Genomic DNA, 23310 nt, shown 5'->3' with positions numbered 1-23310 from the left:
CCTGGAACTCGCTCACGGCGTTTGTCATGTCGAGCGCAGTCGGGACATCTCGCGTGCTGATGGCTTTGAGTAGTCCTACTGGATGGATTACTATCCAGCGAGATGTCTCGACAAGCTCGACATGACGTTCAGGAGGAGCGCGTGATAGATCTTGGTCAGTTACTTCTGGCGCAGCAGACTCGACAGGACGAACTAAATAGACAACGATTATCAACCACCCCTAACCCCTCCTCATCTGAGGATGGGAACTTGCTTAGCCGGCCTCAACACTCTCGTCTCACCATCCCAATAGCTGATCGGGCGGACCGGCTTTGCGTATGCATCCTTCGTTTGTGCCGTTACTTTGTGCCGCGCATGTGCAGGAGGGAATGTGTATCGATGCGAAACCCCTCTTGGCCTGCGAGGTTCCAAGACACTAGCGTCACCTGCCGATGCCTGTGTAGTTCTCTTTGTGTTTTACGCGTCTGGGGCAAGGGCTTGATGCTGATGCGGTGCCAATTGGGGTGCCGCAGCAACCCTAGCCCTTCCAGTTTGTCGATGCCATCATGTCGAAGCAGCAATATTTATTCTTGATCCTTATTCTAGGTAGCCTCACGGCCCTGGGCCCCTTTTCCATCGACATGTACCTGCCAGGCTTCCCGGCCATTGCGCAGGACCTCGGCACCACGGCGGCCCGCGTGGCGCTGTCGCTTTCCAGCTACTTCGTGGGTATTTCGGCCGGGCAACTGCTTTACGGACCGCTACTAGACCGCTTTGGGCGCAAAAAACCGCTTTATATTGGCTTGTTGCTGTACATCGCGGCTTCGGTGGCCTGCGCCGCCGTGCGCACAGTGGATGGGCTTATCGCCCTGCGCTTCTTTCAGGCCGTTGGAAGCTGCGCGGCGGCGGTGGCGTCCATGGCCATGGTGCGCGACCTGTTCCCAGTGAAGGACAGCGCCAAAGTGTTTGCCCTGCTGATGCTGGTGGTAGGTCTTTCGCCCATGATTGCGCCCACGGCGGGCGGCTACGTCACCGCGGCCTTCGGCTGGCAGGGCGTATTCGTGACTTTAGGCCTAATGGGGGCGGTACTGCTGCTGGCCTGCTGGCTCTGGCTGCCCAATACCTACGTGCCCGACACCACGCTTTCGCTTAAGCCCCGCCCCATCCTGACGGGCTTCTGGGAGGTGCTGCGCGAGCCGCAGTTTTATACCTACACTTTCACGGGCGCCATGTCGTTTTGCGGCCTCTTCGCCTACGTCGCCGACTCGCCGCTGGTGTTCATGGACATCTACCGCGTCGATGCCAAAATGTACGGTTGGATTTTCGCGGGCTTGTCGGTGGGCCTGATCGGGGCCAGCCAAGTCAATAGTGTACTGCTGCGCTACTACCGCAACGAGCAATTGGTATTCGTGGCGCTGATTTGCCAGGTAGCTACCAGCCTCGTGTTTCTGGCCCTTATGTATAGCGGCTGGCTGGGGTTGTATGGCACCATTGCCATGCTGTTCGTTTTTCTGTGCTGCCTGGGCTTCAGCAGCCCTAATACGGCGGCTTTGTCATTAGCTCCGTTTTCCCGAAAAGCGGGCAGTGCATCGGCTCTGATGGGCGCTATTCGGATGGGCTTGGGCGCAGTGGCATCGGCGGCCGTGAGCGTGTTCAACAACCACACCGCCGTGCCCATGGTAGCTGTGATGACGGCTACTTCGGTGCTGGCCTTGGGCATCTTGCTCGTCGGACGCCGCAAGATTCAGCCGCAGCCGGAAGGCCTGGAAATGCAGCTCGCGGAGCCGGTGCATTAAACCGAATCCGAAGCTTCGTCGCTAGTTCACCGCGCATTTACTTCTCCTGCTTATCCAGCCGAATCAGGCATTCGGAATTGATGCAGTAGCGCAGGCCAGCCGGCTCTGGACCGTCGGGAAATACATGGCCGAGGTGGCTGTCGCACACGTTGCAAAGGGCCTCCATTCGCTGCATATGGTGGCTGTTGTCGAACGCATAACAAATGGCATTTTTGCGGATGGGCTGCGTGAAACTAGGCCAGCCGGATATGGCGTGGTACTTCTGAGCCGAGCCAAATAACAGACTGCCGCAGCCGACGCAGGCATACAAGCCCGTTTCGTAGGAGCGGCAATACGCATTGCGGTACGGCGGCTCGGTTTCTTTCTCCCGCATGATGCCGTACTGCGCCGGCGTGAGTTGAGCTTGCCAGTCCGCTTCTGATTTCTGCACCCGGTGCGGCGGCTCGGGGTTGCTATACGTGGCGAATTTTAGAACGTCGATCCAGCGCAACATGGTGCGTGTACGCAACGGCGACGAGTTACGGCGCGACTCACAGCCGGTGCGACCTTTTACGAATGCAGACGAGTCCTGCCTGCCGGACCGGTCGAAACCAACTTTACAGTCACTGGTTTATCGGATTTGAACATGAACCACTATCATCAAACCACACTTTATGTATCACACTGCCTTTCAATATCCCACCTAGAATACTCTTATATAAACAGCACAAATAAATCCTGTTAAAAGCAGCCATCAGCAGTAACTTTACCCAATCTTTTCCGCATCTGAACAGCCTTAAAACCTGCTGATGAAACACCTCCTACTTTTCGTGCTGGCCTTCCACGCCTTCGCTGCGCAAGCCGTGCAGCTTACTTTCCGCGTGGATATGAGCCAGCAGACTGTGGCGCCGGGCGGCGTGCACGTGGCCGGCAACTTCCAGGCCGCCGCCGGCTTTCCAGCCGACTGGAACCCCGGCACTACCCGACTCACTGACCCCGACAACGACCGCATTTACGAGGTGACGGTAAACGTGCCCGCGGGCACTTACCTATATAAGTTTGTGAACGGCAACAGCTGGAATGGCGCGGAACTGCCTCCCGTCGATTGCGGCGTGGCCGATGGCGCCAACAACGTCAACCGGCAGGTGATAGTAGGCGGCTCGGCCGTGCGCCTGCCCAGCGTGACCTTTGGGGGTTGCAATACCCAAGTGCGCTTCGCCGTGAACATGACTGGCCAAACGGTGTCGCCGGCGGGCGTACACGTAATGGGTAACTTTCAGGCGCTGGCTGGCTACGGCCCCAACTGGAACGCCGCGGCCATTCCGCTTAGCGACGACAACGGCGACGGTATCTACGAGGTGCGGCTCTCCCTGCCCGCCCCCATGCGCTTTCAGTACCGCTTCGTCAACGGCACGACCTTGGCCAATGCCGAGACCGTACCCGCCGCCTGCGGCGTAGACGATGGCGCCGGCACCCTCAACCGCGTGTTCGATGCCACGGCCGCTACCAACACCACACCCACTTCGTGCTTTGCCAGCTGCCAAGCTTGCGGCCCCTCGCTCTCGGCCTACCCCACCTACTGGTGGAACGACGCCGTGTTCTACGAAATCTTTGTTCGCAGCTTCTACGACAGCAACGGTGACGGACAAGGCGACTTTGCCGGCCTCACGCAGAAGCTCGATTACTTGAACGACGGCAACCCGGCCACTACTTCCGATCTGGGTATCACCGGCATTTGGCTGATGCCCATGATGGAGTCGCCGAGCTACCACGGCTACGACGTGACCAACTACAAAGCTACCGAGCCCGACTACGGCACGATGGCCGAGTTTGAAGCCTTCCTGACGGCCGCGCACAACCGCGGCATCAAGGTGATTATCGACCTGGTGCTAAATCACTCTTCCAGCCAGCACCCGTGGTTTACGCAGTCGGCCAGCAGCGCTACCAATCAGTACCGCGACTGGTTCCGGTGGTCGGCTACCAACCCGGGCTACCTCGGTCCCTGGGGTCAGCAGGTGTGGCACCAGCGCAACGGCGCCTTTTACTATGGCATCTTCTGGGGCGGCATGCCCGATCTGAACTGGCGCAATCCGCAGCTCAAAGCCGCTATGTGGGACGCCACCCGCTTTTGGCTTCAGAAAGGCGTGGATGGCTACCGACTTGACGCGGTAAAGTACCTTGACGAGACCGGTAACACCCTCGAAAATACCCCCGAGACCTTCCGCCTGCTGGAAGAATTTCACGACACGGTGCGTGCCGCCAACCCCAATGCCTTTACCGTGGGTGAAGCTTGGTCCAATACCGCCGCCGTAGTGCCCTACGTGCTCAACGACCGGCTGGACGTATGCTTCGAGTTTGATCTGGCTTCGGCCATTATCAACGGTGTGAACTCCGGCAACGCCACCAACCTGCGTAATCAACTGACGCTGGTGGACCGCTCCTACCCGCGCCTGCAGTACGCTACCTTCCTCACCAACCACGATCAGGACCGCGTAATGGGCGCCTTTAGCGGCGACCAAGCGCGCATGAAACAGGCCGCCGCACTGTACCTCACTATGCCCGGCGTGCCCTTCCTGTACTACGGCGAAGAAGTAGGTCTGCTGGGCAGCGGCCCCGATGAAGACAAGCGCAAGCCCATGCAATGGACCGCCGGCACGCAGGCGGGCTTTACCACGGGCACGCCCTGGCGCAGCATCAACAGCAACTTTGCCCAGTTCAACGTGGCGACCCAACAGGCCGATCCGGCTTCGTTGCTGAACCATTACAAGAAGCTCATTCACCTGCGCAACGACCACAGCGCCCTGCGCAAAGGGTACTTGCTGCCCGTAACGGCTACGGCCAGCTCCTTGCTGAGCTACGCCCGCATTTACCAGCAGGAAGCCGTAGTAATGGTATCCAACCTGAGCAGCACGGCCGCCTCGGGTTTCAGCCTGAGCACTACGCTTTCTACTTTGGCTGCCGGCACCTACCAAGTTACGGAACTGCTTTCGGGCCAGACCGCTGGCACAGTTATCATCGATGCGCAGGGTGCCTTTAGCAACTGGACGCCGACGGTGGCTTCGCTGCCCGGCAACCAGACCCTGATGCTCCGCCTGACGCCCACGCAGCCCACCGCCACCACGGGCGCGCAGGTTGCTTTTGCGCCACAACTCTATCCCAATCCGGCTGCCCAGCAGGTCCGCCTGGAGGTGTCCGGCACGGTAAGCGCCGCTACTCAGATACAGGTATATGACCTGCAGGGCCGCTTGCTCCGCACCGAGAAGTTTAGCGGCACCCGCCACACGCTCGACGTAAGCACCTTGACCAACGGCACGTACTTTGTTCGGCTTCAGTCAGGCCAGGCTGTGTCGGTGCAGCGCCTACTGGTAGTGCATTAAAACAGACGTCTCAGACAGTTGACTGTTTGGGCTAATGTGGTCACCTCGTTGTAGCCCCGGCAGGACTTGAGTTTCTGTCGGGGTTACGGAAGCACTGCCGGAGCTAAATTTTCAACAGGTCTTAAGCTCGTTGCGTAATTTTGTTGCCATCGACTTGCTTTACAACCTGTTTCAGACGCCCCTTAATCCGGCCCGATGATTCTGCTCGCTTCGTTTTCGTTTCTGAATCTCTACCTGCACGAAGGCGCTTCGCGGGTGATTGAAGCCGAATGGCGCGGCTACGTCAGCAGTTCCTTTTTGCGCCAAGCCATTACCGAAGCCCTCGCCTTGGCCCAACAGCACCAAGCCACCGCTTGGATAGCTGACGACCGTCGCCTAGGGCCGGTTCGCCCAGCCGATCTGGAATGGGTAACCACCCAGATCCTGCCGCGCTTTGTGGAATCCGGCATTACCCGTTTTGCTCTCATTCAGTCAGAAGACCCGCTCAATCAGTTTCTGATCAGCAACAGGGTCGAGCAGGTAACAGAAGTAATTCCGCTTGAAGTGCGCCGCTTCACTAGCTTGGAAGAGGCGCGGGCTTGGACCGGCGTTAAGGTACTGAGCATGCCAACGGATTCAGGATTATGAACAGCTGATAATTAGCCACTAGCAATACCACAAAAAAGCCGGCCCGCTTCCTATGATACAGGAAGCGGGCCGGCTTTTTTGCTTGGTCCCGGTGCTTAGAAGTTGCGCTGAAACCAAGCTTTTAGTTCGTCGATTGACTGGCCGGTTTTCTGTTGCAAGCGGCCAAACCACTCGTCCTGCTTACCTTCTTGGTAGTCCAGGTCGTCGTCGGTGAGGTGGCCCCACTGCTGCTTGGCCTTGCCCTTTACTTCGTTCCAGCCACCACGGGCACGCAGTTCGGAAGAGTCGTTGAAGCTATTGTTATTCAGGTCCATGGTCGTAGGGAATTGGTGTGTAGTTGAGCTAACGTACGCTGAATCAAAAGGTTGGCAACCAGACATTAGCTAGCCTCGTCTGCCAGCGTTTTTCTGCTGCATGCCAAGCCTTGTTCCCGGCCCTAGCATTTAGCTAATAGTTTGGCGCCCATTCCGGCGTTAAGAACCAGTCAATCAGGCGCAAGCTCGCGGCTTTACCTAGCTGCCAATTGCCTGCAGCGTTAGTCAGTTCATTAGCTGCTGCACTGCGGCAAGCACTTCATCAATCTCGGCAAACAGGGGCCGATCCATCACATTGGGCAGGGTGCAGCGTCGCTGTAGCTGCTGCAGAGTTGCTAGTGCATCAGGGGCGTCGTCGGGGACAGTGCAGCGCTCCAGCAGTTCCTCCAGCAGGCAGCCATAGGCCCTGACTTCCAACCTCTGCAGCGCCAGCGCCGCGCCGGTGGAAACGGGGTCGTAAAAGCTGGCGGCTCCAAAGTCACCCAGCAGGCAGTCGCCGGCGGTAGTGGCTAGGATGTTGTGCGCATATAAGTCGCCGTGCAGGATGCCGCGGCCGTGCAGGTGCCGCGCCGCCGATGCGATGCCGCCCGCCAGACGCAGCAGCGCAGCCAGGGTAAAATAAGTGCCGGCCGCGTATACATCCCGGGTGCAGGTGGCAAAGCTAGGTGGCTCCGCCAGGTTGCGGAATTGTGGCTCAATTAGTTCTAACACCAAACCTTCGGCCGCTGCGGGATGCAGCGCAACCCGGCCGGCTACGGCAATCAGGTTGGGGTGACTGCCCGCACTTATGCAGGCAGCCATTTCGCTGCGCGGCAGCCCGTCGCTGGTCACGGCACCTTTGAACAGTTTCACCGCTACGTCGGTCGGCGAGGTGGTACCGCTCTGCTCCCAGCGGGCTTGGTAAATAACGCCGGAGGCACCTTCGCCTAGCTGCTGCTGCACCGCCAGGCTTCCCCACTCAATATCGGCAATTGGCTGCTGAGCCACGGCGGCAGCTTCCAGTTCGTCGGCAAAGGGGTTGCCCGAATAGGCCAGCCACGACAGCCGCGGCAGGGTCAGCAGCCATGAGGGAAGCGACGACAGGCGGTTGCCGGCAATGCGCAGCAGCTCCAGCCGAGTACAGGCCGCCATGGTCAGGGGCAAGTGCTCCAGCCGGTTGCCGGCCAGCATGAGCTTTTGCAGCTGCGCACAGTTTCCGATTTCGATGGGAAGGGCTTCCAATTCGTTGTCGGTAAGAATCAGCCAGCGCAGCTTGGCGGGCAACGCGGCCGCGGGCAGCGTTCGTATTTGGTTGGCCTTGAAACCCACCATGCTCAGCTCGGCGCACTGACCCAGTACCTCGGGTACCGTGGTGAAGCGGTTGTCGGAGCAAAACAGGATGCGCAGCTTGTGCAGGCGGCCCAAGTCGTCGGGCAAGGACGACAGTGCATTACCGGTAAGGTTGAGGATTTCCAGCGAATCGGCTAATGCAAAGATTTCGCGCGGAAACTCAGTGAGGCCGCAGGATAAGTCGAGCCGGGTGGCCCCGGCTAGCTGCCCGGTCCGGAGCTGTTCAAGCGTATGCATCGGGCAAAGGTCGCGCCCCGGCGCCGGAGTACCTACCAGTTGGCTGCTCGACTGTTCGGCAAGTCTGGGTTGCGGGTTAGTTCTGCAGAAAATCCAACGTGATTCAAGCAGCTACCTGCCGAGTTAATCCGGCCTAATAAGGCCTTTACCCCCAGGTTACAGCCTTTCACCGAAAAGCCGAAGCCCATCGTTATTATTTAATAATTTCTCCTAAAAACAATAACCCCGTCCGGGCGTAAAGTCGAACATGCGTTTAACAAAAAGCCGCATTTTGTTCAACAAATCCCGTTCCCGATGTCTCATGAAGAAGCTAACGCCATATCAGGGGAGTATTTAGCGTTTATCAACAACAAGGACTTCCCTTGCGTGGCTGCTAAAACCGCGCTTACCTGGAATCAACTCCAGTGCTTGGTCGTCGACCACTTGGCCTGTCCCAAAGATGACGCTGCCATTCTGCAGTTTGTGTACCAATTCGTGGATGCTTACCGCCAATCGGACAAGCTCTTCCATAGTGCCGCCGTCATTTTTAAAGGCCCCGAGGCACCCGATGAAAACATGTTTGAGGAATTGTTTTGGCAGCGCCTGCAGGCTCTGTCCAACCTCGACGCCCGCCAATACGGCTACGACCCACGCGTGGTATCCGACCCAAACTCGCCCGACTTCAGCTTCAGCTTAAAGGAAGAAGCCTTTTTCGTGATTGGCTTGCACCCGGGCAGTAGCCGGCCAGCCCGCCAGTTCCGGTATCCTACCATCGTGTTCAATGCCCACGCTCAGTTTGAGCAGTTGCGTACTACGGACCGTTACGAGTACTTGCAGAAAACCATCCGCAAGCGCGACGAAGCCTTCTCCGGCTCCATCAACCCTATGCTCCGCGACTTCGGCCAAGCTTCCGAAGCTTACCAATACACCGGCCGCTTGGTCGACGAATCCTGGAAATGCCCTTTCTTAAGCCAACATGGACGAGCTGACCATCATACCGCCGCGTAGCGGCACCGCGTTCGAACTGCGCAAGGGCCAGCGCCTGCGCGTGGTGGATATTCAGGGCGAGCAGGTGTCGGACTTTGTGTGTTACAACCGCCACGACCTGGCCGAATACCTCTCCTCGGGCCGCACCATCGACTACGCCGAAACCATCTTCCTGACCACTGGGCACCCGTTTTACTCCAATCGCTCCAACGTGATGTTTCAGATTGTGGAAGACACGGTGGGCCGGCACGACTTTCTGCTCACGCCCTGCTCAGCCGATACTTTCCGCATCATCTATGGTCACGAGCACCCGCACCGCGGCTGTTTCGGCAATCTGAGCGAGGCGTTAGCGCCCTACGGCATCAGTCCGGACGCCATCCCCATCTGTTTCAACATTTTCATGCACGTGACCGTGGATGGCGAGACCGGTAAAGTGGGCGTGCTGCCCCCCAAAAGCCGCGCCGGCGACTACTTGGTGCTGGAGGCCAAGATGGATCTGATTATAGGCATGACAGCGTGCTCGGCTGAAATGTCGAACAACTACTCGTTTAAGCCCATCGGGTATCAGGTGCAGAGCTAATTATCGTCCTCACCCATGCCAGTTCCCGGCGGAGCTGCCTGCAAGAGCCTGAGAAGCTGTGCAGGCAGCTCCGCCGGGAATTTTGCTTCAAGGCCATGTGCAGTCGTAGCATTTAGTAGCTGATCTGCATGAGGCTTGCACCCTTTACCGCCCACAATTACTTACTAGCTATGAACACCAAGCCAGCGTGACTTATACCCATACAGTGAACTTAAATAATATTTTATTATATTAATCGACCAATTAAGCACCGAAGTCATTCTAGCTGACGGGCGAGTTGGAAACCCCACCTATCACTTGTCCGGCCATGCAAAACATTCTTGTTCCGACCGATTTTTCGGCTGAAGCGCACAATGCGTTTGAACTGGCGCTGCAACTGGCCCACCGCACCGGCGGCCACGTTACTCTGCTGCACGTGGTAGATGCGCCCACTTCCGGCGGCGTCTCGTCGTCGGGTGGCCTCACCAACGACCCCGGCATGAACGGCGTATTTATGTTGCAACTATTGCAGGTAACCAAGCGCCGCATGCACGAGCTGATGCTGGAAGCTGCTGCTGCCCGCAACGTAGGCGAGGTGCAGGTGCGCGACCTCATCAAAATCGGTGACGTGGATGATGCCGTGCTCGAAACGGTGCGCGAATACGGCATCGACCTTATCGTAGTAGGAGCCCACGAGCAGGCGCCCGGCTCGCATTTGTTCGCATCCGATTCTCATGCCGAACGCTTGGTACGTCTTGCTCCATGTGCGGTGCTCACCGTGAAGCATCCCACGCCGCATTTCGACGTGCAGCACATCGTATTTGCTTCCGATTTTTCAGCCGAAGCCGATAGCGCTGTGCCCAGCCTGCACCAGGTTTCCAACGCCTTCCCCGAAGCCACGCTCCACCTGCTCGACGTGGTGCCCGGCGCCGCTGACCACCCCGCTGCGCTGGAGCGCATTCACTCCTTTGCGCAGCGCCACGGCATCACGACATACGAGCCCGATGTGTACGACTCGCCCAAGGTAAGCACCGGCATTCCGCGCTATGCCGAACTGGCCCACGCCGACTTGGTAGTAATGCTCACCCACGGCCGTACCGGTCTGCGGCATTTCCTGCAGGGCAGCATTGCCGAGAGCGTGGCGGTACATGCCTCGGCGCCAGTACTCACCTTTCATCCCTGATTAGTACTCTTTTCCACGACCAAACGGGAGCCCGCGGCGCATAAATGCGTCGCGGGCTCCCGTTTTTAGGTCGCAGCAGTAAACGGGGGAAGCGTAACTGCTACTCGAAAAAGAGGCTGTAAATGGCCCATGCTACGGCCATTAATGCCATCAGGTACCAGCCCAATTTGCGGTAGTTGTCGGGTGGAGTGTCATGCCTTTGGGGTCGGAGCTTGAGGCCGGGCAGCTTCATCACATCTAGGTTCAATGGATTGATAGTAACGCGCGCTAGTCCAGAGTCTGAACCCAGTACGCTCAGCAGGACCGTTTCACTAGCGGAAACAGAATCCTTCCAGTTCCCATTCATTCGTACTCTTTAGCAGAACAGCTAGATGCTGACGAGGAGCTTTTAGCCCTAAACAGCCACAAGGCATTGGAAACTACTCTGGCCTACCGAAGTCGGGCGAGCCGTCGGGGCGCCAGCTAAACGGCTTGTACCGAATCTGGCGGGCCCAGCCGGCACCGCTGCTGCGGGCGGCGTGGTAAACGATGTAATCCTGCTCCCCGAGCGTCACGAACGAAGCATGACCAGGGCCGAAAATGGTGTCGGTTTTGGAAAATACTGGTTCTGGTTCCTTTCGCCACGAGGCGGGGTCGAGCGGGTCGCCACCGAGGTAGGTTAGTTGGCCCAGGCAGTAGTCGTCGGTCCAGCTGCCGCTGGCTGAATAAATGATGAACAGGCGGCCGTGGCGCTGCAGCACCTGGGGGCCTTCGTTTACGTGCGGGTAGCCCTGCTTTTCCCACGCGTATTCGGGTCGCGACAGACACACCCGGTCCGAGTCGATGGTCCAGGGGTTGCTCATGCGGGCAATGTAGATGTTCTGGCTCACGTTGGTATGGCCTTCCCAACCCGACCACAGGAAATACAGCTGCCCGTCGTCAGTTGCCAGCACGGTCCCATCGATAGCCCAACGGTCAGTGGCAATGTCCAGGCGGCCCCTGAATTCGTAGCCGCCCAGCGGATCTTCGGACGTGCCTTCCAAGGCGTACATGCGCTCTTCGCCGTTGCGGGCATTGTACAGGGCAAAGTAGAGGTACCACTTCCCATTGACGCGCTGCAGCTCGGGGGCCCATATCTCGCGGTAGTCCGGCGTCGGGCCGTTCGTGCCGGGCCAGACTTCCACCAGCGGAGCCTGCGCCATATCCTGCAGCCGCTCAAACCGACCGATTAGAATCTTCTGTTTCAGCCGATCTACCGTGCAGTAATACAGCTGCCCTTCGTGCGCAATAACCCACGGGTCTTCGCCATCGGTCACCAGCACATGCGCTTGGTTACCGCTGGGCGGTAGCGCACGAGCCCGGCGGGTCATTTCGTTGATTTCGTCCACCGTCATGGGCGCTAGCTGCGCCTCTTGGTAGATGTGGTCTTCGGGAATGTGCATGGGTTAGGACGGAAATAAAGCCAGACCAGTGCCCCGTCGCCCCTGCCCCAAATGGTAGTCCGGGCTTGCCAGGGCAGAGGCGACTACTAGCCAGCAACTTGCTTTGCAAAACGCAGGAGTAGTTGGGCATCGGCCACAGGGTCGCCGCAGCGCCGAGTACTGCGTTACCGCTTTTACGCTTCGCCCATCATCAGGCCTTCGATGGTGTGCGCCTGCACGATGGGCTCCAGCTTATCGACCACGCGGCAGGTAAGGTGCTCCTTCAGCGTGGCGGGCAAGGCCTCGTAATAAGCACGGGTAAATTGCAAGTCGTGGCGCTCGGCATTGTTAGCGCTGGGCGCGTCCACGCCGAGTACCAGCGCCGGGCGGGGAATATTGGAGTGGTTGGCGGTGCCGCGGTGAATGGTAAGGGCCGAACGGGCCGAGATGTCGCCCATTTGCGGCAGCTTACGCTGGGCCCGCGCCTCGTAACGGGCATAATTGCTTTTGGGCGGAAACATACCGTGCTCAAAGCCTTCGGGCAGGTCCCACTGCGTGCCGGGCGCAATTTCGAAGGGCCCCATGTCTTCGGTCACGTCTACGGTAGTCAGGTTGAAGGCCAGGGAGTTCAGGCGGCGGCCCGTAGTGGTGTCATCAGGGGCCGGAAAGTCACGGTGCCAGGGCTGATTTACAGCGCCGGGGTTGGGCACATCAAAGCCGATTTCCACAATTTTATAATCGGACCCGAGCACGGCTTCGCACACGGCCGTCACCCACGGGTGCGTGGCCAGCTCCACAAAGCCGCGGATGCCTTCGGGGTGAATTTCCACGTAATGGCGCTTGGGTCCGCGGCCTACGGCCCCGCCGGGCCGCTTCAGGGCTTCCTCGTAGAGCACGGCCAGGTCTTCGCCGAGCTGCTGCGTCCATTCCCGACTGAAGGCGCCTTTCAGCCCAATAATGCCATCACCGTAAAGGCCGCCCATGACCTGCGCAATGTCGAAGGCGGGGCGCACCGCATTGTCCGTTAGCTCTGCTGTTTTCATACTGTTGCTGTTAGGTTGCTCTTCTTTACGAAGCACATTTCGTTCAGAGCCGTTCCCTGCTACAGAGGATATAGCGGTTACTTGCCTGACTAACTGATTGCCCAAGGCTGGCCTCAGGTGGCGTGAAGAAGCACTGCACGCCACCTGAAGCCGTGCGCGCTGCCTTTAGGAACTACACGAGAGCGTGGCGCAGCCAGGCTTGTGGCTGGCCCAGTCAGGCCGCTTGGCAGCCAGCTCGTCGTGCTCGGGTTGCTCGGCAAAAGGTGTTTTGAGCACCTGCATCAGCCGGTTTAGCACCGAGAGGTCGTCTTTTTCCGCCGCCTCAATGGCCTGCTGCGCCAGGTAGTTCCGCAACACGTATTTGGGGTTGGCGCTGAGCATCATTTCCTCGATGGCCGCGGGGCTGGCGGACTCCTGCTGCAGGCGCTGCATGTAGCGCTGCAGCCACTGCAGCAACTGCCCGTGCCCTTCGCTGCCCGGGGCTGAGTAGGCCGTGCTTTCAATCAGCTCACGCAGCACGGTTTCCTCGTCATTGGTTCCGCTGAGCAAGGCGGGCGCGGTACGCGATAGGTGTCGGAAAAACAGCGTCATGTCTACTTCGGCGGCTTCCATAGCCGGCGGCAATTCTTCCTGAATCAGCTTGGCATCATCAGCGGCGTCGGCTGAGGCCGTGAGGCCAAGCTTCCGTTGCATCATAGCAAGGTGCGTAGCCAGGAAGGTGTCGCCGTACAGGTCCAGGGCCGGACGTAACGTTTCGGGGTCTTCCACCAGCGGCACGAGGGCTCGTGCCAGCTGCAACAGGTTCCACATTCCCACATTGGGCTGCTGCCCGAAAGCGTAGCGGTGGGTGGAAAAGTCGGTGGTATTGGGCGTCCAGGTGGGGTCGAAAGGCTCCAGCCAGCCGTACGGGCCGTAGTCGATGGTCAACCCCAGAATGGACATGTTATCGGTATTCATGACGCCGTGCACGAAACCGACGCACATCCAATGGGCAATCATGACGGCTGTGCGCCGGCCCACTTCCTCCAGCCAACGCAGGTACACGGCCGACGAAGGCTCGCCCAGCTCGGGATAGTAGCGCCGGATAACGTAATCGGCGAGGGCACGCAGGTTGTCCATCTCGCCCGAAGCAGCGAAAATCTGGAAGTTGCCGAAGCGTACGAACGTAGGTGCTACCCGCGCCACGATGGCGCCGGGCTCGTCCTGCGGATTGCCGTTGTAGAACATGTCGCGCACTACGGTGTCGCCCGTAGCCACGAGGCTAAGCGCCCGGGTAGTGGGCACGCCGAGGTAGTGCATGGCCTCGCTGCACAAGAATTCGCGCACCGAGGAGCGCAGTACGGCCCGGCCATCGGCACGGCGCGAGTAAGGCGTGGGGCCGGCGCCTTTGAGCTGAACTTCCCAGGGGCTGCCATCGGTGGCACGCAGCTCGCCCAGAGAAATGGCGCGGCCGTCGCCGAGCTGCCCGGCCCAAGAGCCGAACTGGTGCCCGCCGTAGCGCGCCGCGAAGGGCTTCATGCTGTCGGTGACGAGGTTGCCGGCCAGAGCATTCACGGCCGGGCCGCGCTCGGGCGGCCGTGTGAGGCCCAGCTGCGCGGCCAGATCATCGGACCAAGCGAGTAGACGCGGGTCACGGACAGGCGTGGGAGCCACCCGTGAATAATGAAAGCCGGGCACCTGACGCGGGCGGTTGTCGCCGGTGGCTTCGCCGCGCAGTTCATCCACGAAGGAATTTTCAAACGCGGCCTGATCTAGTTGTTGAGGGGAAGAAGTCATTGCGAAGGGGTGTTTGCATTATCAGCGGTCCATTGGACAGACGCTGCAAGTTGGGCAACGGGGATTCGGCCGGCTTGTTTTGGTCGAGCTTCAGTTGCAGGCATTGGACACCCCGGTTTTGGCTCATTATTGAGGCATAAACTGCCACAGGCACAATGGTCCTTCGGTGGTGCATCGCCCCCGAGCCACCGCGTCGGACGCAAGAACATGACAGATTGCTTAGTGGAGGACGGCAGCAAGCAGGAGACAAACACGGGCCGACACACCCCTCTTCCTAGCCCGTGTTCTACTCGTCAGCTAGGGCTTTATCCCGATGGAGAAGCTCATTCAGCGCGGGGCTACGTAGTATAGCTCGTCGGATTTAAGGATTTCCCGACTATAAAACCCGTACAAACCCAGGAGCTAAATAAGCGGCATGGGCCGTTAAAGCCCCAGTCAGCAGCACTTAACTGCTTCTCTTGTCAGCTCCCATTATGCCTATGCATACGCTTTCTACTTCAGTTGCCACGGCTCCAATTCAGCTGCACTTGGTACCTGCGGGTTGTCGCCTTGACTTTGCGACTAAGCCCGGCAGCTACGCTTACGTCTACCGCCGCAGTCCGCATGAGGAATGGCAGTGTGTAGCGTACAACGCCTGCAGTCCTTACTTTGACCGCGGTGCCCAACCCACAGAAGCAGCCTTGGAATACTGCGTGCATTACCACGACGTCAATGGCTCGGTAACCGCCAGCACGCCCGTTGTGGAAGCTGCCCCCGCCAGTTTACCCAACAGCATTGGCTGGCTCAACTTGCCTTAAAAAAAGCGGAAGCGGCAAAGCCCTAGCCTTGCCGCTCCCACTGCCGTACACTCGGGTTTTACCTTGCGTCCTAGGTCCGCTGGCGCTCTGCCAGCCCTAGCCGCTGCACCGTTTCGGCTTCGAAATCAAACTCGATAAGCACAGCGGGCTCCTCCCCGATTACCCAGCCGTCGTGACCGGGCGCAATGGCTACGGCTTGCGGCGCCGCAAACTCTTCTACTTCTCCATCGGCGTACTCTATTCCGATGCGGCCGTGCGCCAGAAAGCCCACGTGCGCGTGTTGGCACAGCTCGGTGCCCACCACTTCCTTCAGGTGAGTAGACCAGCGGAAGCCCGGCGGGTACACGATGCGTTTTACCCGGGCAGCGCCGGTAGGCACCACATCCACCTGTACGCCGCCCACTTCGCGGCGCTGGGCACCCTTGATCGGGGCCAGCAAAGTATCCGTCAGATCCATATATGTAGGAGTTTTGGTAAAAAGCTTGCGAAGCGGCCAGTCAGCCTTGTGCTTAAATATAAAGTTTTCGGCGAGGCTTAGCGGTCGGCAAAATCATTTCAATAAGACAGCCCCTCGGCCATGCGCTGTAATAGCAGGGTCGAGGGGCTGTTGGTTTGCTGGCAAGTGCCGCCGGTCAGCTTAGGGACTGACCAGGTTCAGGCTCAGGTTGAAATACAGCGGGTTACCCAGGGTATTTTCAAACACCGGGTTGTTGTCGCCGCTGGGATTTTGAGTGCTGTATGCGTCGAAGCGCCAGTTGTGGCGGTAGCCTACCTGCGCCGACAGCCATACGAAACCCGCGAGCTGCCGCTCGTACGTGATGCGAGGCTTTAGCTCGCCGCGACGCAGGTACAAGTCCTGCCCGTTCACAGGCCCGAGGTAGTAAGCATTACCCTCGATTTCGTAGCCGAACATCAGCAGCGCGTTGGTGCCGAAGCTACGCCGCACATTGGCACGAGCCGGGAAAATGACTTCCACGCCCCACTGCGGGCTGAACGTGCGGTTGTAAAACACCACCGGAATGTGCAGCAGCTGCCCGGCGCGGTACGTGCGCGTCACGCCCAAGCCCCACATAAAGGAATCGGTGGGCTTCCAGCCGTAAATGGCGGTGCCACTGTACGTCATGGCCTTACCGCTGAGGTCGTCGAAGTTGCGGTAGTTGCCGTTCAGGTCGGCGTTGGCTTGTACGATGACGAAGTGCCGGTCGTCGAGCGGCTTAAACGCCGTGGCGTTCAGGCCCGTGGAGCGCAGCCCGCGGCGCAGCGACCTAAGCAGCGGCGACTGCTCGGCATTGTCGATGCCCACGCCGGTGTTCCAGTAAGTCAGGCCCAGGTTCAGGATAAAGCTGGAGCGCGAAATTACGGGCGTGTTCAGCCCTAGTCGCAGCCCGCCAAAGCGGTTTACCTTCTGCGTCACAGCCGTGCTAGCCGCCGAATTGGCCTGGTGAGGCCCGGTAGCGGTCAGATCAAACGGCATTTGGGCTTCGTAGCCTACCGAAATGAGCTTGGTGGGGCTGAGGTACAGTACTTTCTGGGTGGCGTATGCCCGTACTTTTTTGTCGTCGGCGCTGCCGAAGCTATCAAAGTCTTCGAAGTTCGTCGAGTCGGCGGGTGCTGTCGGAGCAGGCACACCGGTCGGCACCGGGGCCGTTTGGGCCCAGGCAGTGCCGGCCAGGCCCAGCCCCACGGCCAGCCCGATGCTCTTGCGTAGTAGTGCAGTCATAAAGCAGTTAGGCTTTCTTTACCTGCCGCTTCCACACGTCCGTCCGGCCGAAAACCGATACGCCGATATAGCCGCGTACTTCCAGCGTGTTGGCATCCACGAGGGTCATCTCGCAGGAGTAATCGTTGCCGGTTTTAGGGTCGTAAATGCGCCCGGCCTCCCATTTGTTGCTGCCGGCGTAGGTGAAGTCCCGCAGGTTTTCCAAGCCCTTCAGGGGCCGGCTACGCAGCTTTTCGTCGGGGTTGTTGATGTCGGTGCGGGGCGTACCGTCGGGGTTGTTCGGCACTTTCAGCCACACCACGCGGCCGTAATACTTGTCGCCCCGCTTCACGATCTGGACCATACCGGTGCCTTCACCGTTTTTCCATACCCCTACCACTGCATCGGGATTGTTGGCCAAGGCCAGCGAAACGGTGGCACAAAGGAGCAGGACCAGCAACAAGCTTTTCTTAAACCAGTTCATAAGCTAAGGTTTGAGTGAGGAATTACCTCAAACATACACCCAACCCGCTTTTTATAAAAGCATTACTATTTCATGAAAGAAAATTAATTTCTCTTCAGCTGGTTTGTGCTGCTATTGTCTTCATTAAAACAAAAACAGCATCGAACACCCTAAATCGAAATTGGAAGCAACTTAGAACGCTCACCCGGGGAGCCCGCAGAGCTGATGAACTTATCATGTGGACCTTTTCTGAGCGTGACTTGGCGCTTAGGCGCGGCCCACTCGAATCCGGAACGTGGCGCCCTCCCCTTCCTGACTGTCGACCTCGATGCTGCCGCCATTGGCCTGCACGATGCGGTTGACCAAGTACAAACCGACGCCCGAGCCAGCCGTGTGGTGATGCAACCGGCGAAACAGCTGAAACAGCTCGGTACCGTACCGGGCCGCGTCAAAGCCCAGGCCGTTGTCTTCCACCACCAGTACTGGCTGGTCGTTATCAACCCAGGTGGAGAGGTGGATGCGGGCCGGGCGGTTGGGGTCGGCGTACTTCAGCGAATTGCCGAGCAGGTTGTGCAGCACGATGCGCAGGTTGGCGCGGGGAAATGAAATAGCGGGACGGGCCGTAAAATCGGTGGTGATGCGTGCCCGGGCGGCGCGGACCTGGGGCTCCAGGGTATTGACGATTTCCTCGGTCATATCGTCCAACGAAACCATTTCGGCTGGCATGGTGCTGGTTTGCTGGGCTTGGCCCAGGGCCGCCAGCTCATCAATGGTCACGCTGAGGTGGTGCAACGACTCCTTGATCAGGCGTACAAGCAGCTGCTCTTCATCCGCGTCGGCGAACGTAGCGGCGCGGTGCATCTCGTGGAAGAGCCCGGTCAGGTTGTTGACGGGTTGCTTAAGGTCGTGCGAGGCCGCGTACACGAAGTTGTCGAGGTCCAGGTTGGTTCGGGTAAGCCGCCGGTTGGCTTCGGCCAGCTCCTCGTTGGCGGCCTGCACCTGTTCGCGGGCCTGCACCTGGTCGGTGATGTCGGTGACCAAGGTGAAAAAGCCGACTACTTCCTCGTTTTGCACATCCGGCACGTAGCTGGTCCGGATGTGTTTAACAAAGTTGTCGCGGTAGGGCATGCGGGCCTCGAAGTCCAGCCGCTCACCGGCCAGTGCCCGGTCGATGTACTGCTTTACGCCTTCATAAGCCTGCTCACCTACTATTTCGCGCACGGCCCGGCCCAGCAAGGCAGCCGGATCTTGGTTGAACCAGGCCTGGTAGGCATAGTTGGCAAACTGGTATTTCTCTTCCCGGTCTAAGTACCCAATGAGCACAGGCAGTGCATCGGTAATAAGCCGGAGCTGTCGGGCAATGGCTTCACTGGCCAGCTGTGCCTGCACTTCGCGGGTCAGATCGAATGCAAATACCAGTACCCCACTGATGTTGCCGTGCTTATCAAAAAGCGCCTGCTGAATGTAGTTGAAGTACCGTTCTTCCAGCACTCCGTCCTCCGCACGAGGGATGTCCACCTTGATGCCCTGCTCTTCGTGCGAGATGCCCGTGTTGTACACCTCGTGCAGGGTCCGATAAGCTTCGTGGCCGACTAACTCCGGCAGCGCCTCCCGGATGGTCTTGCCTAGCAGCTCCCGTTCGCCCGTAAACATCTTCCGGTAATTGGGATTGGCCAGTACATACCTCATATCGGGGCCCTGTACGATGCAGATGGCGGCCGGCACCTTTTGGAAGAGCTCTGCGAGGTATGTCCGCTGCTGCTCAGTTTCTTTCTGCGCCTGCTCCAGTTCCAGGGCCTGCTTCTGCACCAGCGCCTCATTCTGCGCCTGCCTATGTTGCTGGGCACGCAGCAGGGCTTCGTTTTCCACTTGGGCTGTGAGGTCGGTGATGACGTGCAGCACGTGACTTACTTGACCCAGCTCGTCCGGCATTGGAATGTGCCGAATCTGCCAGTGCCGTTCCAGCAAAGCTCCCGGGCGTTGCGGATCGGGCAGTTCAAACCGGCGCTGGGCCATGTCGTGGGGCTGGCCCGTGGTCAGCGCCTGCTGCAGAGAAGCCTCCAGCTGATGCCGCTCCGTTGTCATGTCGGAAGGCCAAAACGCCGACAGCGCATCGAAGAGCTGGTGATTTATTACTGCTTCGCGCTGGCTACCTGTTACTTCTAAGTACGCGGCGTTGGCAGCCTCAATGGTCAGTTCCGAAGACAAAAGCAGGCAGGGATTAGGCAGCGCCTCAACCAACGAAAGCAGCGCAGAAGAAGCAAGCGGCATAGAGCGTGAGCGTAAAGGACTCCCCTGCTTCGTTTGAAAAGCGAGTCTTCGTAAAGATAACGTACTACGGGCTTGGGGCACAGTCTGGCTGCTGCCCGCTGCTGCTCAGCAGAACTTTTGCGCCGTCTGCCATACGCGCGCTAAGCCCGGTTCCGGGCCGACGGGGCAGCCTGGAACCGGGCTTGAAAGTACTGCGCTCCAACGGAGTAACAACCATCTTTAGAAGTACCGCCAGCAGAAGACCGCCTCTCTTGGCGGGGCCCCCATTGGGGGTTACTCCGTGCGCAAATTGCTGATGGGGTTGGCGGTGGCAGCTTTTACCGCCTGGTACCCCACCGTGAGGAAGGCCACGGCGGCGGCCAGTAGCCCGGCCGCTGCAAAAGCCCACCACGGAACCTCAATACGGTAGGCAAAATCCTGCAACCAGCGGTGCATGGCAAACCAGGCGGCCGGGAAGGCAATGAGGGCTGCTACGGCCACCAGTACCAGAAACTCCTTGGAAAGCAGGCCCACGATGGTAGTCACACTGGCCCCAAGCACCTTCCGAATGCCGATTTCCTTTTTGCGACGCTCAGCCGCGTAAGTCGCCAGGCCAAACAGGCCCAGGCAGCCCACGAAGATGGCAATGCCGGTGAAGGTGAAGAGCAAGGTTTGCAGCTTGTCTTCGGCCTTGTACATCTGCTCGAAGTTGTCGTCCAGAAACTTGTATTCGATGGGGCTATCGGGGCTGAACTTGGCCCATACCTGCTTCACGCCTTCCACCGAGCTGCCGATGTTGTCGGGCTTTAGCTTGACGGCTACTTTCCAATAGGCGTCGGGGAAGATCTGAATTACGGCTGGCTCCAGCTTGTCGTAGAGGCTCTTGTAGTGAAAGTCCTTCACCACGCCGATAACCTTGCCGATTTTCAGCGAATCGGGGTTTGTGTCGCTCCACACCTTCCAATGCAGGGTTTTGCCCAAGGCCTTCTGCCCCGTACCGAAGCCGAGCGTCTTCACGGCCATTTCGTTGATGATAAAGGCGTGGTCCTTATCGGTGCTCTGCTCCTTAGAGAAGTCGCGGCCGGCAGTCAGCTGTAAGCCTAGGGTTTTGAGGTAGTCATAATCGACCATCAGGTGCGTCACCGATTGCTCCTTCTTCTCGCCGTTGGTAGGCACGATGATGCCGTCGCCGGCCACCTGGTCGCCGGGGAAGCCGTAGCCGATGCTGGCCGATACCACGCCGGGCACTTGCAGCAGCTCGTGCTTGAAGGCGTCGTAGTGCTCATTCATGTTTTCACCGCGCATGGGGAAAAACATGATTTGCTCGCGGTTAAAGCCCAGATCTTTGTTGTGCAGGTACGACACTTGCCGGTACACCACCAGCGCGCACACAATCAGGAATACCGACAAGGCAAATTGCACCACGATCAGCCCGTGGCGCAGCCACTGCACCCGGCCAAAGACCCCGTCGGTGACCACAGCGCTCTTGAGCACCTTCACCGGCTGGAAGCTGGACAGCACCAGCGCCGGATAGAAGCCGGCCAGCAGGCCCACCGCTACCCCCAGCACCACCAGCAGGCCCAACAGCGCGGGGTTGGCAACCAAATCAAACGTCATGGTTTTGCCCGTGAAGGCATTCAGCGAAGGCAATAGCAGGCTCGTGAGCAGGGCAGCCAATGCCACACTTACCAGCGCAAGCAGCACCGTCTCGCTCAGAAACTGCAGCATCAGCTGCTCGCGGCTGGCCCCAATGGTTTTGCGGATGCCCACTTCCTTGGCGCGCTGCATGGACTTGGCCGTGGCCAGGTTCACGAAATTGAAACCGGCAATGAGCAGGATGAACGCGGCAATGAAGCTCAGGGCTTTCACGTAGGTGATGTTGCCCTTGATGGACGAGTCGAACTTGAAGTTGGCCGAATACAGGTGCACCTGGTGCAGGGGCTGCAAAAACGTCACTTCCGTAATCTGGTCGTCGGGCGGCAAGGTGGGGTTTACCTGCTGCTTGACGTAGTTCTGCAGCTTGGCCTGGGTTTGCTGTGCATCGGTGCCGGGGCGCAGCTTGATGTAGGTATAGAACTGATGCCAACCCCATTTCAGCATGCGCGTCTTGGGCAAGCCTGTCGACGACAAGGGCAGGATATAATTGATTTTCAGGTGAAACTTCGATAAGTCGTTGCGCAGAACGCCCTTCACCATGAAGTTCTGTTTGTTCACCTTGATTTCCTTGCCAACCGGGTTTTCGTTGCCAAAAAAGTTGGTTGCCACGTCTTCGGCCAGCACAATGGACGTGGGCGCGTCCAGTGCGTGGCTGGCGGAACCGTACTTAAAGGGCAACTCGAAAATCCCGAAGAAGGTAGAATCGGCAATGACGCTGTGCTCGACGTAGATTTTCTTGTCGCCGACCTCCAGCAGGTTGGTGGCCGACTGCATCAGGATACGCATCGTTTGCTCGACCTCCGGGAAGTCTTGCTTCAGGGCGGTGGCGTACATGGGGGGCACGGGCGCAGCGGTTTCCTGAGTTTCGCTTCGCACGTGCTCGGCGTAGAGGCGGTAAATCCGCTCGCCGTTCGGCACGTCCTTATCGAACTGCAGCTCGTCGTACACGAAGAGGCCGATAAGCAGGCAGGCGGTCAGGCCCAAAGCCAAGCCGGCGATGTTGATGAAGGAAAAGCCCTTGTGGCGGAGCAGGTTGCGGTAGGCAACGAGCAGGTAGTTCTTGAACATGGCATCGAGAGGGAGAAGCGCAGGAAAAAAGGTGCCGGCGTTAGGGCTCAGACTGTGAAAGGCTGCTGCACGTTTTCCAGCACCACCTGCCCGTCGAGCAGGCGGATGACGCGGTGCGCGTAGCGCGCATCGTGTTCGGAGTGCGTCACCATCACGATGGTGGTGCCGGCCTCGTTCAGCTCAGTGAGCAGCTCCATCACCTCGTTGCCGTTCGAGGAATCGAGGTTGCCGGTGGGTTCGTCGGCCAGAATCAGGCGGGGGCTGTTTATCACGGCCCGGGCCACGGCCACGCGCTGCTGCTGCCCCCCCGACAGCTGCTGCGGGAAGTGGTTGCGGCGGTGCATGATCTGCATCTTCTCTAGCACCCGTTCCACTTTTTGCTTGCGTTCAGTGGCCCCCACGCCCAGGTAAATCAGCGGCAACTCCACGTTTTCAGCTACCGTCAGCTCCTCAATCAGGTTGAAGCTCTGAAACACGAAGCCGATGTGCTTTTTGCGCAGCTCGGCGCGGCGCCGCTCGGCCACGTGGCTTACATCGGTGCCGGCAAAGCTGAACCGGCCGCCGTCGGGCTCGTCGAGCAAACCGATGATGTTGAGCAAAGTGGATTTGCCGCAGCCCGAAGGCCCCATGATGGCCACGAACTCGCCTTCGCCTACGGTAAGCGACACGTTGTTCAGTGCTTTGGTCTGTACTTCCTCCGTGCGGTAAATCTTCTCAAGGTTCTCGATGGTAATCATGGTGCAGGGCAGTTACGGGTTGGGAGGTTCGAGAGCAAAGTTTTTGTTAAGTAGGACGTCCTGCTGAGCCTGTCG

Annotated in this window: 19 protein-coding genes; 7 read left to right on the top strand and 12 right to left on the bottom strand. The window is 58.9% G+C overall.

Features of this window, described 5'->3' with window-relative positions:
• The first annotated feature begins 545 nt into the window (after positions 1-545).
• Positions 546-1775 (top strand): multidrug effflux MFS transporter, encoded by a 1230-nt coding sequence (locus AC5FXY_RS12800; protein ID WP_493557078.1) that lies wholly within the window; start codon positions 546-548, stop codon positions 1773-1775.
• 37 nt (positions 1776-1812) lie between these two features.
• Here the strand turns inward: AC5FXY_RS12800 and msrB are convergent, their stop codons facing one another.
• Positions 1813-2268: a peptide-methionine (R)-S-oxide reductase MsrB gene (msrB, locus tag AC5FXY_RS12795; RefSeq protein ID WP_493557077.1), complete on the bottom strand. Its 456-nt coding sequence runs from the start codon at positions 2266-2268 to the stop codon at positions 1813-1815.
• A gap of 295 nt (positions 2269-2563) precedes the next feature.
• On the opposite strand from msrB, the gene AC5FXY_RS12790 reads away from it, so the two are divergent.
• Together AC5FXY_RS12790 and AC5FXY_RS12785 are read left to right on the top strand one after the other, a co-directional pair.
• Entirely contained in the window at positions 2564-5131 is a 2568-nt protein-coding gene (locus AC5FXY_RS12790) for an alpha-amylase family glycosyl hydrolase (protein ID WP_493557076.1), read from the top strand.
• A gap of 195 nt (positions 5132-5326) precedes the next feature.
• Positions 5327-5758, top strand: a complete 432-nt coding sequence (locus tag AC5FXY_RS12785) for a hypothetical protein (protein WP_493557075.1) — start codon at positions 5327-5329, stop codon at positions 5756-5758.
• 95 nt (positions 5759-5853) lie between these two features.
• Here the strand turns inward: AC5FXY_RS12785 and AC5FXY_RS12780 are convergent, their stop codons facing one another.
• The gene (locus AC5FXY_RS12780) at positions 5854-6072 is read right to left on the bottom strand and encodes a CsbD family protein (protein WP_493557074.1); all 219 of its coding nucleotides are present in this window, start codon (positions 6070-6072) and stop codon (positions 5854-5856) included.
• Positions 6073-6297: 225 nt separating this feature from the next.
• Entirely contained in the window at positions 6298-7638 is a 1341-nt protein-coding gene (locus AC5FXY_RS12775; RefSeq protein ID WP_493557073.1) for a leucine-rich repeat-containing protein kinase family protein, read from the bottom strand.
• A gap of 294 nt (positions 7639-7932) precedes the next feature.
• Between AC5FXY_RS12775 and gntA the strand changes: the two genes are divergently transcribed.
• The 3 genes from gntA (at position 7933) to AC5FXY_RS12760 (ending at position 10346) form a co-directional block, all read left to right on the top strand.
• Positions 7933-8625 carry a guanitoxin biosynthesis heme-dependent pre-guanitoxin N-hydroxylase GntA gene (gene gntA, locus AC5FXY_RS12770; protein WP_493557072.1) on the top strand — a complete coding sequence of 231 codons (693 nt, stop codon included), beginning with the start codon at positions 7933-7935 and terminating at the stop codon, positions 8623-8625.
• Complete coding sequence (locus AC5FXY_RS12765; RefSeq protein ID WP_493557071.1) at positions 8594-9184, top strand: DUF1989 domain-containing protein; 591 nt, start codon at positions 8594-8596, stop codon at positions 9182-9184. The genes gntA and AC5FXY_RS12765 overlap by 32 nt, the downstream gene beginning before the upstream one ends.
• Positions 9185-9491: 307 nt before the next feature.
• A complete protein-coding gene (locus AC5FXY_RS12760; protein ID WP_493557070.1) occupies positions 9492-10346 on the top strand; it encodes a universal stress protein in 855 nt (284 codons plus the stop codon).
• Between the two features lie 419 nt (positions 10347-10765).
• On the opposite strand, the gene AC5FXY_RS12755 is transcribed toward AC5FXY_RS12760, so the two are convergent.
• The 3 genes from AC5FXY_RS12755 to AC5FXY_RS12745 all read right to left on the bottom strand — a co-directional run bounded on the left by AC5FXY_RS12755 (position 10766) and on the right by AC5FXY_RS12745 (position 14565).
• Positions 10766-11767 (bottom strand): glycoside hydrolase family 43 protein, encoded by a 1002-nt coding sequence (locus tag AC5FXY_RS12755; RefSeq protein ID WP_493557069.1) that lies wholly within the window; start codon positions 11765-11767, stop codon positions 10766-10768.
• A gap of 173 nt (positions 11768-11940) precedes the next feature.
• On the bottom strand, positions 11941-12789 hold the full coding sequence (locus AC5FXY_RS12750; RefSeq protein WP_493557068.1) for a phytanoyl-CoA dioxygenase family protein: 849 nt from the start codon (positions 12787-12789) through the stop codon (positions 11941-11943).
• Positions 12790-12954: 165 nt separating this feature from the next.
• Positions 12955-14565, bottom strand: a complete 1611-nt coding sequence (locus AC5FXY_RS12745; protein WP_493557067.1) for a protein adenylyltransferase SelO — start codon at positions 14563-14565, stop codon at positions 12955-12957.
• A 479-nt stretch (positions 14566-15044) separates the two neighbouring features.
• Here AC5FXY_RS12745 and AC5FXY_RS12740 point away from each other — a divergent pair, with 479 nt between their 5' ends.
• Complete coding sequence (locus AC5FXY_RS12740; RefSeq protein WP_493557066.1) at positions 15045-15362, top strand: hypothetical protein; 318 nt, start codon at positions 15045-15047, stop codon at positions 15360-15362.
• 70 nt (positions 15363-15432) lie between these two features.
• On the opposite strand, the gene AC5FXY_RS12735 is transcribed toward AC5FXY_RS12740, so the two are convergent.
• From AC5FXY_RS12735 to AC5FXY_RS12710, 6 genes are all read right to left on the bottom strand, one after another.
• Positions 15433-15819, bottom strand: a complete 387-nt coding sequence (locus tag AC5FXY_RS12735; RefSeq protein ID WP_493557065.1) for a cupin domain-containing protein — start codon at positions 15817-15819, stop codon at positions 15433-15435.
• 180 nt (positions 15820-15999) lie between these two features.
• A complete protein-coding gene (locus AC5FXY_RS12730; RefSeq protein WP_493557064.1) occupies positions 16000-17082 on the bottom strand; it encodes a DUF6268 family outer membrane beta-barrel protein in 1083 nt (360 codons plus the stop codon).
• 7 nt (positions 17083-17089) lie between these two features.
• Entirely contained in the window at positions 17090-17545 is a 456-nt protein-coding gene (locus AC5FXY_RS12725) for a DUF2147 domain-containing protein (RefSeq protein ID WP_493557063.1), read from the bottom strand.
• 246 nt (positions 17546-17791) lie between these two features.
• Positions 17792-19795, bottom strand: coding sequence for a PAS domain-containing sensor histidine kinase (locus tag AC5FXY_RS12720; protein WP_493557062.1), 2004 nt, complete (start codon positions 19793-19795; stop codon positions 17792-17794).
• Between the two features lie 273 nt (positions 19796-20068).
• On the bottom strand, positions 20069-22498 hold the full coding sequence (locus AC5FXY_RS12715) for an ABC transporter permease (protein WP_493557061.1): 2430 nt from the start codon (positions 22496-22498) through the stop codon (positions 20069-20071).
• A 47-nt stretch (positions 22499-22545) separates the two neighbouring features.
• Positions 22546-23235, bottom strand: a complete 690-nt coding sequence (locus tag AC5FXY_RS12710; RefSeq protein ID WP_493557060.1) for an ABC transporter ATP-binding protein — start codon at positions 23233-23235, stop codon at positions 22546-22548.
• Positions 23236-23310 lie beyond the last annotated feature (75 nt).

This window comes from Hymenobacter sp. FMD4, from assembly GCF_058932745.1.
The sequence above is the reverse complement of the archived record's forward strand: the minus strand, read 5'-3'. Positions and strand labels throughout refer to the sequence as shown.